The 11,027-nt window shown below is 63.0% G+C and carries 12 protein-coding genes; 9 read left to right on the top strand and 3 right to left on the bottom strand.

The window, feature by feature from the left end; genetic code table 11:
* The first annotated feature begins 174 nt into the window (after positions 1-174).
* Entirely contained in the window at positions 175-888 is a 714-nt protein-coding gene (locus IT350_20705) for an enoyl-CoA hydratase/isomerase family protein (protein MCC6160484.1), read from the top strand.
* Between the two features lie 62 nt (positions 889-950).
* Positions 951-1,568 carry a fatty acid desaturase gene (locus IT350_20700; GenBank protein ID MCC6160483.1) on the top strand — a complete coding sequence of 206 codons (618 nt, stop codon included), beginning with the start codon at positions 951-953 and terminating at the stop codon, positions 1,566-1,568.
* Between the two features lie 83 nt (positions 1,569-1,651).
* On the opposite strand, the gene IT350_20695 is transcribed toward IT350_20700, so the two are convergent.
* Positions 1,652-2,197 carry a hypothetical protein gene (locus IT350_20695; protein MCC6160482.1) on the bottom strand — a complete coding sequence of 182 codons (546 nt, stop codon included), beginning with the start codon at positions 2,195-2,197 and terminating at the stop codon, positions 1,652-1,654.
* Between the two features lie 160 nt (positions 2,198-2,357).
* Here IT350_20695 and IT350_20690 point away from each other — a divergent pair, with 160 nt between their 5' ends.
* Positions 2,358-4,013 carry a DUF2334 domain-containing protein gene (locus IT350_20690; protein MCC6160481.1) on the top strand — a complete coding sequence of 552 codons (1,656 nt, stop codon included), beginning with the start codon at positions 2,358-2,360 and terminating at the stop codon, positions 4,011-4,013.
* A gap of 15 nt (positions 4,014-4,028) precedes the next feature.
* On the opposite strand, the gene msrB is transcribed toward IT350_20690, so the two are convergent.
* Positions 4,029-4,430, bottom strand: coding sequence for a peptide-methionine (R)-S-oxide reductase MsrB (msrB, locus tag IT350_20685; GenBank protein ID MCC6160480.1), 402 nt, complete (start codon positions 4,428-4,430; stop codon positions 4,029-4,031).
* A gap of 204 nt (positions 4,431-4,634) precedes the next feature.
* Between msrB and IT350_20680 the strand changes: the two genes are divergently transcribed.
* From IT350_20680 to IT350_20655, 6 genes are all read left to right on the top strand, one after another.
* Positions 4,635-4,958 (top strand): hypothetical protein, encoded by a 324-nt coding sequence (locus tag IT350_20680; protein ID MCC6160479.1) that lies wholly within the window; start codon positions 4,635-4,637, stop codon positions 4,956-4,958.
* A gap of 159 nt (positions 4,959-5,117) precedes the next feature.
* Positions 5,118-5,801, top strand: coding sequence for an autotransporter domain-containing protein (locus tag IT350_20675; GenBank protein MCC6160478.1), 684 nt, complete (start codon positions 5,118-5,120; stop codon positions 5,799-5,801).
* 98 nt (positions 5,802-5,899) lie between these two features.
* Positions 5,900-6,595, top strand: a complete 696-nt coding sequence (locus IT350_20670; GenBank protein ID MCC6160477.1) for an outer membrane beta-barrel protein — start codon at positions 5,900-5,902, stop codon at positions 6,593-6,595.
* Between the two features lie 296 nt (positions 6,596-6,891).
* Entirely contained in the window at positions 6,892-7,503 is a 612-nt protein-coding gene (gene lexA, locus IT350_20665; GenBank protein MCC6160476.1) for a transcriptional repressor LexA, read from the top strand.
* Positions 7,504-7,510: 7 nt separating this feature from the next.
* The gene (locus tag IT350_20660) at positions 7,511-7,912 is read left to right on the top strand and encodes a hypothetical protein (protein ID MCC6160475.1); all 402 of its coding nucleotides are present in this window, start codon (positions 7,511-7,513) and stop codon (positions 7,910-7,912) included.
* A 113-nt stretch (positions 7,913-8,025) separates the two neighbouring features.
* Positions 8,026-10,755 carry a hypothetical protein gene (locus tag IT350_20655; protein MCC6160474.1) on the top strand — a complete coding sequence of 910 codons (2,730 nt, stop codon included), beginning with the start codon at positions 8,026-8,028 and terminating at the stop codon, positions 10,753-10,755.
* A 68-nt stretch (positions 10,756-10,823) separates the two neighbouring features.
* On the opposite strand, the gene IT350_20650 is transcribed toward IT350_20655, so the two are convergent.
* Positions 10,824-11,027, bottom strand: a 204-nt coding sequence (locus IT350_20650) for a hypothetical protein (GenBank protein ID MCC6160473.1), incomplete at its 5' end; no start/stop codon positions are given.

The raw sequence follows: 11,027 nt of genomic DNA, 5'->3' as shown, positions 1-11,027 counted from the left end.
TACAAGGACCTGTGGATGCTTCAGTCCGCCCTCAATGCGGGCGCGGAGCTTGACCGGAAAGAGGGCGTGGCGTAACCATGTTCAACCGAACCGCCGATCCACTTTCCACGGAGAATGGGACAGGCTCCCGTCTCGACTTCGGGGGACACTACGGGTCTCATGGAATTCTTTGACGTGACGAAAGACGGCCACGTGGCCGTCATCACTTGGCGCTACGGCGAGCAGAATCAGTTCACCACGCCGTTCCTGCGCGCGAATCTGGAGACGCTCGCCGAGCTCGAGTGCGACGCGTCGGTCTGCGGCGTGGTCGTGGCGTCTTCGGTCGAGAAGTATTTTTCGACGGGCCTGCATCTCGCGTGGATGATGGAGCAGGGCGCGAAAGACCCCGAGAACGTGCGCGAATTTCTGGAGCTGCTGCACCAGATCCTTGCCACGTGGACCGGCTTCGGCAAACCGCTCATCGCGGCGATCGGCGGCCACAGTGTGGGCGCGGGGTGCATCCTGCCCGCGTGCGCGGACTATCGACTCATGACGATGGAGCGCGGGTTCGTGCGTCTGCCGGAGGTGCAGATCAACATCCCCTTCTGGCCGGGGATGAGCGCGATCCTCAAGGACATTCTGCCGCCTGCCTCGGTCCGCGACATGTTCCTCACGGGCGACAAGTTCACCGCGGCCGAGGCGCAGGCGCTGGGCTACATCGACGAGCTGTGCACCGCCGAAACGCTCGTGCCGCGCGCGGTGGCGATGGCGGCCAAGCTCGGTGCGGCCGACCCGCGCACCTACCGCGCCATCAAGCACGGCATGCGCGAGGGCGTGCTGCGCGTCATGCGCGACGAGGACCCGAAGGCGGTGGGAGAGTTCGTGAAGGGGCTTCGCGCGGCGCATTGATCCCGCGCCCACATGACGGCGATCAATGTCCCGGTCGGCGCGCTCGTGGCAGGATGCACCCCGTGACCACCGCCATCACCGACATTCTGACCCATGACGAGATTCGCGATCTGACGCGCACGTCCGATCTGCGCTGCGCGTGGTCCGTCGCCGTGACGTGGGGTGTGATCGCCGGCGCGATGGCGCTCGCCGCGTGGCGACCGAACGCCGTCACCGCCGCCGTCGGCGTCGTGCCGATCAATCAGACGGGACGCACGAAACTTGACGTGCTGAAGGTCGGCGCGTGCAATCTCGCTCCGGTGATCGCAACCAATCTCGCGCTCGCCGCGATCCTCGTCGCGCTTGGACACGGGTGGCTTTACGGGCTGTGGGTCGGCGCGTGGATGACGACGTTCAGCCTGATCATCCGCATTCGTTCGATGGCGGAGCACGCGTGCACCGAAAAGACCGACGATCAGTATCGCAACACGCGCACCACGGCGGCGAACATCGTCGCGCGCCTGACCGTCGCGCCGCACCACGTGAATTATCACCTGGAGCACCACGCGCTGATGACCGCGCCGCACTATCGCCTGCGCGCGATGCACCGATTACTGCGTGAGCGTGGCGTTTACGAAGCGAGTCCGTTTTCGCCTGGGTATTGGCGGATCATCCGGCTCGTATCCGCGAAGGCGGGGTAGCGGACCCCTCACCCCGTCTCGCTTCGCTCGCCACCCCTCTCCCGTCAGACTGGAGAGGGGCAAGGGTGAGGGCTATCGCGCACTCACTTCGCGCCGATCCCCCTCCGGACGAGTTCGTTCACCACGCGTTCGATCTCGTCCTTGCCGTTCGTCTTGAAGATCCGCCGCGAACCCTTCGGCCACTTCATGGTGACGATGCGCATCAGCCCGCGCGAGCTGTCCATCATGTCGATCCCGCTCGCGATGCGCAGTTCGTCAAAGCGCGCGAGGGCGCGGCCGTCGGCAGTGCGCAGCGTGCGCTCCGCCGTGTGGGCGACGAGGCGGTCGGGAATTTGATCGATGGGTCGGTCGCGTCGATCGCGATAGACCCGATAGATGCGTGTGGCGACGAAGATCATGACGACGCCGCCCGCGCCAAGGCCGCCGGCGAGCGCCCACAGGCTGCGCCCCGAGGCGGCCATGGCGGCCTGTACCGCGCCGTTGGCGACGAAAAGAAACCCGATACCGCCGGTGACCCACGTGGCGACGGCGGGCGCGAGCGTCTGGCGATCGGCAAAAACAACGCGGTCGTTTTCGGCGACGATTTCGAAACCGGCGTCGATCGCGATCGGGTCGCGGTCGTCGGACATGGCGATTTCTCCAAGGATCTCGCCAGCATACGTGGATTGAACCGACTGGGAAGAGCGTTTTCGTGGGAAAAACCGCCTTTGGTGATGTCGGCAATCGACCGATAAGGGGACATCGGGCTTGAATCCGCACCGGTAGGGGTCTGCTTTTTTGGAGTTCGCGATGAAAAAACCGGCCATGGTCCTGTTGTTCGCGCTGATCGCCGCTACGCCCGCGCACGCGGCGTCGGTGATCTACTACGACAACGGCAACCCGAGCGGCGAGGGCGTGATCCACGCGAACATGCTCTACAACCTCGCGGGGCATTTCGACGCCGACGTCGTGACGCGCGACATCGCGGATTATGCCGCGGGCGAAATGGGCGACTTCGACCATGTGCTCTACGCCGACGAGTGGGGCAGCAACGCGGTACCCGCCGACTTTCTCGCCGACCTCGCGGACGGGACGCACCGCGCGATGTGGATCGGGCAGGATTTCGAACAGCTCGGCGAGTTCATGGACGGCTCGGGGTCCTTCGGCTTCCACGGGCTCGGATACAACGACGGAGCTGGCGAGGACGGCATTCTCTACAAGGAGCGCGTGCTCGATCGCACGACCGAGTGGTCGTACTTCGACGTCGAGATCGACGGCGACGTCACCGTGTTTTCGTACATCACCGACGCGGGCGATCCGGGCGAGGACGTCCCGCACTTTCTGTGCGGCGGCGATTTGTGCTTTTTCGCGGAGATTCCGTTTTATTTCGAGGGTGAGGACGACCGCATGCTCGTGCTCGCCGACGTGCTGCACGAGTTTTACGAGACCGGCGTGGATTCGGTGAAGCAAGCCATGTTCCGCTTCTACGCGCTCGCGCCGGGCACCATCGACGAGGAATACCTGACCGAGCTCTACGAGGGCCTCGTCGATCTCGACGTGCCGTCCACGGTGTGCGTGATCCCGATCTTCATGGACCCGCAGGGCTTCCTCTTCGATCCGGGCACCGAGTTCCACCTCGACGACGATCCCGCGCTCGTCGAGACGTTGCACGGCCTCGTGGATAACAGCGTGTCGCTCGTCATGTACGGCGTGACGCACCAGTTTGACGACTGGACGACGGGCGATTCGGAGTTCGTGCAAAACGGCTACGGCATCCCGTTGCCGTACGACTCCGAGAACTGGGTGCGCGACCGCATCGAGTTGGGGCTGGGTGAGTTCGAGGATCAGGATCTGTTCCCCGAATACTGGGAGACGCCGTGGCACATGGCGTCGCACGGCGACTACATCGTGTTCGCGGATTACTTCGACAACTACCTCGACCAGCCCTTCGTGTTCCCGCTGCCGCCGGACGCCGCGCCGACCTTCGCCGCCGAATACCCCGACGCACGCAGCCAGCTCATGCCGTACCGCTCGCCGGTCGGAAGCTCGCGGCTCGGGATTCTGCCGTCGACGCTGGGGTGCGTGATTCCGGGCGTGGACGGGCAGGAGAGCGCGGACGTGCTGGCCGAGATCGATCGGCTCTCGATCGTGCGTGACGCGGTCATGTCGTTCTGCGCCTATCCGGGAATCGACTTCGATGACCTGATGGATCTGGTGGAGCAGGTGCAGAACGACGGCTACACGTTTGTATCGCCGCCCGATCTGATCGAGGACGACGACGACGCGGACGACGACAGCGATGATGACGCCGATGACGATGTGGGTGACGACGATGTCGGCGACGACGACATGGCTGACGACGATGCGTCCGGTGACGATGACGTCGCGGATGACGACGATGTCGGCGACGACGATGACGACGCATCCGGCGACGACGATGACGACGCCGGCGGGTGTGGGTGTTAGCTCAGGCCGGGCTTGTCACTTGTCCGCGCGGATGAACTCGAGCGCCGCGGAGTTCATGCAATAGCGCTGGCCCGTGGGCTTGGGGCCGTCGTCGAAGACGTGGCCGAGATGTCCGCCGCAACGCGCGCACACAACCTCCGCGCGAACCATGAGAAACGACCGATCCTTGTGGTTTTCCACGCGGCCCGGCTCGATGGGCTGCCCGAAGCTCGGCCAGCCGGTTCCGGAATCAAACTTCGTTTCCGACGAAAAGAGGGGATTCCTGCACCCGGCGCACACGTATACGCCCTCGGCGTGGTTGTCGTGATATTTGCCGGTGAAGGCGCGCTCCGTGCCTTTTTCGCGAAGCACGTGGAACTGTTCGGGCGTCAGGTCTTTCTTCCACTCATCCGCATTCTTGGTCACCTTGTCGCTCATGGAAACGCTCCCCAACAACTTCGATTTCAGTTCGGTCAGCTTTGCGCTCGGGGTAACGACCTCGGTCGCCCCGGCGGGTTTGGCCGGTCGGGCAAAGATCGCGAGGGCAATCGCCGCGATCACCAGCGCGATCATCAAAGAAATTGTCACGAACGGTTTCTTTCCTAGGTTCCCGTCACCTGCCAAAGTATCCTTCATTTCGCGATGATCCTTCTCGCCGCGGAAGGCGGCTTTCGTCTCCATAAAACGCCGCGACGCGCGGAAACGTTCCCGGAAACCCCCAAGGAAGCAGCCCTCGCGATGACGATGGGATCGGTTCGGCGAAAACGCAAGCGCGCGATCGCGAAACACGGGCGAACCCCACAAAGGGACCTTCGGATCGCCGTCAAGAGAGAAAAAGCGCAGGACCGTATTGCCAACGGGATTTGGGTGATTACATTCCGTCCGTGGGGCGAGACAAAGGTCTCGCAAATCGAACGTCAAGTCGCCGGAAACCGCCGCGTGGGCCGTGACGGGGCGAAGGTGTAAAATGAGCTTTTTCAAGACGTTCGGGTGCATTCCTTAAAAAAATGCTTGACATTTCGTCGCGACGGGATATTGTCGAGGTCAACCAACGCCGAAATCCAGACCGCTCGGGCTCGAAGAGGTGGTGGTTTATCGCTGTTCCACATCCAGAGGAGAAGGACCATGACCAAAGCTCTGCGCATCCTGATGGTGACCGGACTGGTTTTGCTGATGGCGACGAGTGCGTTCGCCGGCAAGGAAGACAAGAACATCGACAAGGGCACGCTGTTCGCCGGCTTCCAGACGGGAATCGGCCTGTCGAACCCCTACGGGACCTACTTCCCGGGTTCGATCAACACGATTCAGGGTGGCTATTTCGTGTCCGACGGCTTCGAGATCGGACCCGTTCTGTCGCTCATGTACAACAGCGACACGACGACGACCGAGCCCGATGGCGGCACCGAGTCCGAAGACACGAGCAGCGGCTATCTGTTCGGCCTCGGCGTTCAGGTGAACTACTACTTCAGCGGCCGCGGCTTCTCGGCCCCCTACGTGGGCATCGCGCTGCAGTACGGCATGGCCAACACCGAAATGGTCGATGAGACCCCGGCCGGCAACGATGTCGACACCACGACCACCACGACCGACGGCTCCGGCTTCATCATCATGCCGCGCGCCGGTATCGCGTTCTTCGTGACGAAGAACTTCGCGATCGATCCGTCGCTCTACATCTCCTACGCCAGCATGTCGGGCGCGACGTCGGTCGAGACCGAGCCGGCGACCGGCAAGTCGACCACGGCGGACACCGACTCCAGCATGTCGAACATGGACATCGGCTTCATGGTCGGCTTCAACTTCTTCTGGTAAATCGAACGCGCATCGATCCGATCGGCCCGGGGCGCACGCTCCGGGCCGATTGACTTTTTAGCCCGATTCTTCTGGAATTTCCGAGAAGGAGAATTGATATGACGATGTTTCAACGGCTCGGTGCGGTCCTGGCGATCCTGGCGCTGACGATTCCGGCGACGGCTCTGGGTGCCGACCCGGACCGCGTTTACGAATCGGGCACGTGGTTCCTCTCAGGCTCCACGCGCGCCAACTTCAGTTTCAACAACGTCGCCGTCGATCGCGAGAATTCCGGCAACACGGATACCGACCACACACGCTTCGGCCTCGGCACGAAAATCGGCTATTTCCCCGTGCGGACGTGGGAGATCGGCGTCGCGGTCGAATACGACTACGATCGCAGCCTCGACGACAACGACACGATCGAGACGTCCACGGACGTGATGATCGGATTGCAGACGCTCTGGTTCTTTCCGCTCGACGCCATCGTAGATCCCTACGGCGGTTTGACCATCGGATACAATGCGCGAACGGTGGAGACCGAGCCCGAGGTCGGCCTCGCCACCTCGGACAGCTACTCGGGATTCCCCGCGTACGAACTCGAGGCCGGCGCCAATATCCAGCTCGCCGGCGGGCAGGTGGGCCTCGCCCCGGCGCTGTTTTATCGCGGGTATACGCTCGGCGGCGACGACGAGACCTCCACGATTTCCGCCGATTCGAACGGCAACGAGGTCTCGAGCGTCGAGACCGAGAGCGTGGATGAAAACGCCCGGGAATTCGGATTCAAGTTCGGAGTTTTCGTCTTCCTGCCGTGACGCGGATGCCGCGTCCGTCGATCCAGTACGACAGATAGGGTCATACTCCTCCCGGGAATCCCCTTTTTCGGATTGACATTCGATTTCTGTTCGGTTTACTATCGCGAACAGAAAACGAACATACCCGAACGGACGTCTCCCCTCGGTTTGCGCCTTCCCCCGGCGCCGACCGGCGTCCGTGAGCGGGGGGTGGGATGTGGGATCAGAAAAATTCGCGCCGAACAGCCGAGGTCGGGTTTCCCGCCACGGCGGTACGGCAAGACGTGATCGACTTGAACCGTTGGAGGAGGTCCCACATGCGTTTCACGAAACGGCAGAAGCAGATTCTCGATTACATCCGTGAGCATCTGGCGACGAAGGGTTATGCCCCCAGCATGCGCGAGATCGCGGCGCACTTCGGGCTGTCGAGCGTGGCCACGGTGCACCAGCACATCACGGCGCTCGAAAAAATGGACGTGCTGGCCAAGGACTGGAACCGCAGTCGGTCGATCCGGCCCGCGCACATGGACCTCGCGGCGGTCGTCGAGGTGCCGATTCTCGGAAACATCGCCGCCGGTCTGCCGATTCCCGCGGTCGAGACCCGCGACGACCTCGACACGGTCGCCCTGCCGGAGAATTTCCTGCGTCACGGGGAGCATTTCGCGCTGCGCGTCGAGGGCGATTCGATGATCGACGAGGGAATCCACGACGGCGACATTCTCATCATTCGACGTCAGGCGAGCGCCGAGAACGGCCAGGTGGTCGTCGCGCTCGTGGACGAGGCCGAGACCACCGTCAAAAAGATTCAGAAACACAACGGATTCATCACGCTCGTCCCCGCGAACCCCGCGTTCGAGTCGCAGGTGTACGAGTCGCACCGCGTCGGCGTTCAGGGCATCGTCGTGAGCCTGATGCGCCGGTATCACTGAGGCCGACATGTCCCGCACGATTCCATGGGTTATTCGGATCGGCGTCGCCATCGCCCTGATAACGGTCATCGGCGGGGCGACGTCGATGCGCCACATGGTCGATCCGCCGGTCCCCGGCGGCATTGGGCGAGGAGTGGACCTGTGCGGCCACACGGCGTCGGAACGCGAGGCGCTTTCGGAACTGTTGGCTCTGCGTTCACGCACCGATGTGTCCGTGCTCGACAAGACCGGCATGACCGCGACGCGCTCGCACGAGATCCTGATCTGCGAGTCCGGCGAGCGAACGGATGTGTCCGTGCACTACCGCGGTCTTCCCGGAGCGCAACCGACCTCCGGCGCCGCCGAGTTCGCGTTCGAAAACCGTCGTCTGATCCCGAAAAACGCGTCGGCCCGGTTCCTGATGCGCTGAATTTTTGGAAATTCCCTTCACTTTCACACCGATACGGCCGATTCCGGTTCAGATGCGTTGTTGTGACGTGACGAGAGTTCGCCTAACATGGGCGCTTCCATCACGGAATCGGCATGAAGTTATCTCACCCGAAAAAACAGCTTTGGTTGCTTCCGATTCTCCTGCTGGTTGTTTCCGTTTGTTGCATGAACTGCCATGACGAAAGCGAAAGAAACGCGGCGACCCCTGGCGGGCTTTGGAAGCAGGCGCAGCGCCGCATCGGGAATCCCTCCCTCAATCCCGGCAGCCGCATCGTCCCGTCGGACGCCGTCACCTTCGCCAACGGCGCCATCGAGATCTCGATCGAACCTTCATCCGGCCATATCGTGTCGGTTCGCGACATCAGGAAGTCGATTTCGCTGCTCGATACCTCGACCAATCTCCTCGGGCTCACGCCGTTTTCCATCCAGTTACTCGAATCCGACGGCGACGGCGGCTACAAGCCCGTCGATTACGGCCCCCGAAAGGGACTTTCGCTCCATGCGAATCCCGAGATCAAGAGGCAGGAGAAAGCCCGGTATCCCGGGGGCACGTCGGTCACAATCGCCTGGAAAGAGGAGCGGGGCTGGACGTTCACGGCGACGATCGACATGCCCGCGGCCGAGGGCTGGGCCGAGTTCCGGTTCAGCGCGAGTGTGCCCGGAGCGATGATCTTTTCGGCCACATGGCCGCAGTTCGCCGGGCTGGCGATGCTTTCCGCCGGGGGGGGGGGCGACCGATTCGCCGCACCGATCGAGAGCGGTGTCGAGATTCGCAACCCGCTCGCGGCACTGCGTCGGATGCACCAGGCCGAGGATTTCTTTCTGGGAGATCTTCAGTACCCCTCCGGTCACGAGGCCATGCTGCCGCTGGTGGCGTACTATTCGCAGGCGGCGGGCGGCGGATTCGCCCTTTATGCGCGAGACGACCTGTGGACGGAGCGGTTTTTCCGGTTCATGCATACGCGCCCCGCCGCTCCGAACGGCGTTCCCACGCTGGCGGTCACGTCGATGAACTGGGCGGTGGACGGGCCGCGCGGAAACGAACCGGGCGAGTTCACGCAGGATCGCCCCGTTCGTCTGGAAACGATGGAGTACGGCGACTGGGCGGCCGCGGGCGAGATCTACCGCCGGTGGGCCGAGACGCAGGTCTGGGCTCAGAACGTCGTCAAAAAGCGCCCCGAGCCGCGCCGTAGCGTCTTCGAAAAGATGGGCGTCGGTGTCTTCGGCCTCTCGTCCAAGGTCGATCAATCCGAATGGATGCGCGTCTTCCATGAACTGTTCACCGGATTCGTTCCCGGGGACGGCGTGCTCTTCACCATGGGGTGGGATTTCGGCCCCAACGGGGCGGACTTCGGCGGATACGACTACGCCTTCTACCAGGCCGGTTGGATCGACAAATATTGGGTTCCGTTTCGTCCCGGCTTCACGCACGCCATGCGCCAGGTCCGCGAGCGCGGCGATCTGGTCTATCCCTTCGTGTTCGACAATTTCCTCCATACGGGCACGCCGGGGTGGACGGGATGGCACGGCAATCTCCTCGAAAGCAAGGATCTCGGAGCGCCCTGGATCGAAAAAGCCATCGTCGGATTTTCGGGGAAGATCGAACCGCTCTCCTTCGACATCAAGGACGTTGACGGAGATGTGCACTCGATTTGCCCGGCCGCTTCGAAAACGCGCGACTTCATCGAATGGCGCCGGAACCTGCTCGAGCACGAGGGGGATCTCGCGGCCGATCGCGTGATGGATGGGCTGTATTACGACATCCCGGTCACGCTCCTGGGTCAGTATTGCTTCGACCGGCTCGGAGGCTACTCGCACGATCATCCGCAGATGGGGTGGGGGCGATTCATCACGCAGTCCGAACGACGAATCTTCGAACGCGCCGCGCAGACGGACCCCGACTTCGGATTCGGCATCGAAAACGTGACCGAGCCGTTCGTGGACTTCATCGACTACTACCATCTCGGCGCGCCGGGTGACGGACCTTACCGAAGTTCCGACGGCAAATCGCCCGCCGACGCACCGCGGTTCGTCAAACTCAACCGCCTGTTGATGGAAGGCTGGGCGCGTCAGATTCCGCTCATGGAATACGTCACGCACGCCTTCGGTCCGGTGCGCGTGGGCGGCAAAGTCCAGATCTCCGACACCATCGGCGACGCTTGGTATTGGGTCGCGGCGTATAACTACATCAACGGCGGTCTGCTTGAGCTGATCTACTACAACGAACACCCCGAATTGTTCGCGACGATTCGCCCCGAGGCCGTGTCTTGCCCGGGCGGGTATCCCTGTTCGTTCAAAACGGGGTGGATCGATCGCGCGGGGCTGCGCGGGTGGACGAAAGACAATCTGAAAGAGGCCGATCCCGACAAGGTCGAGTACCTGCGTCGGTGCATCGAGCTACGTCTCGCGCTCGGCAATCCGTGGCTGACGGCGGGCCGCATGCTGCCGCCGCCGGGACTCGATCCCATTCCCGCACCCGTGTCGTTCTCGTACGATTTCTACTCGTCCATCAACGGGCCGACGCACGAACACCGCGGGGATTGGCCATCGCAGCCCGTCATCGTGTCCGCGTTCGCCGCGCCGGGCGATCCCAAGCGCATCGCATTCTTCGTCGCAAACGCGAGCGACCAATCGATCGCGACCTCGCTCGTGTTCAAAGGCGAACGATACGGCCTCGCGAATCCGATCGGCGTGCGCGCGACGCGCCCCGGCGCCGAGCCTGCCGCCACCGTCGTCGTTTCGCCGGGACCGCAGGGGTTTTACCGCATCCCTCTCGATCTCGCGGCCCAGGATTTGGTACGGATCGAAGTGGTCGTGAACTGAAGCGAATACAAGAAGGCCCTGCCGCCCCGCGAGCGTGCGCTCCCGGGGCGGTGTGGTTCAGGAATGGCTCACTCGCAGCCCGTCGGCGTCGGGTTCGTTTCGTACTCGCCGCCGTAGACCAGGTACGTCATCGTCACCGACGACGCGAAGACCTGCGGGGCGTTCGTCGAGGTCTCCTCCTCCTCGTCCACGGTCGCGGTGAAGTCGTACGGGCCATCCGCGGGCACGTTGAAGAGCATGAAGCCCGAGTTCAGCGGATGCGTCGAGGTGCG

This window comes from Deltaproteobacteria bacterium (assembly GCA_020845895.1).
GTDB lineage: Bacteria > Lernaellota > Lernaellaia > JACKCT01 > JACKCT01 > JADLEX01.
Note: the sequence above shows the minus strand (reverse complement) of the source record. Positions and strands in the feature narration are given on the sequence as shown.

Bases quoted from the DNA above. Each gene is read 5' to 3' on its own strand.
- IT350_20695 (MCC6160482.1), bottom strand. From the start codon at position 2,197: ATGTCCGACGACCGCGACCCGATCGCGATCGACGCCGGTTTCGAAATC.
- IT350_20690 (MCC6160481.1), top strand. From the start codon at position 2,358: ATGAAAAAACCGGCCATGGTCCTGTTGTTCGCGCTGATCGCCGCTACG.
- msrB (MCC6160480.1), bottom strand. From the start codon at position 4,430: ATGAGCGACAAGGTGACCAAGAATGCGGATGAGTGGAAGAAAGACCTG.
- IT350_20680 (MCC6160479.1), top strand. From the start codon at position 4,635: ATGATCCTTCTCGCCGCGGAAGGCGGCTTTCGTCTCCATAAAACGCCG.
- IT350_20675 (MCC6160478.1), top strand. From the start codon at position 5,118: ATGACCAAAGCTCTGCGCATCCTGATGGTGACCGGACTGGTTTTGCTG.
- IT350_20670 (MCC6160477.1), top strand. From the start codon at position 5,900: ATGACGATGTTTCAACGGCTCGGTGCGGTCCTGGCGATCCTGGCGCTG.
- lexA (MCC6160476.1), top strand. From the start codon at position 6,892: ATGCGTTTCACGAAACGGCAGAAGCAGATTCTCGATTACATCCGTGAG.
- IT350_20660 (MCC6160475.1), top strand. From the start codon at position 7,511: ATGTCCCGCACGATTCCATGGGTTATTCGGATCGGCGTCGCCATCGCC.
- IT350_20655 (MCC6160474.1), top strand. From the start codon at position 8,026: ATGAAGTTATCTCACCCGAAAAAACAGCTTTGGTTGCTTCCGATTCTC.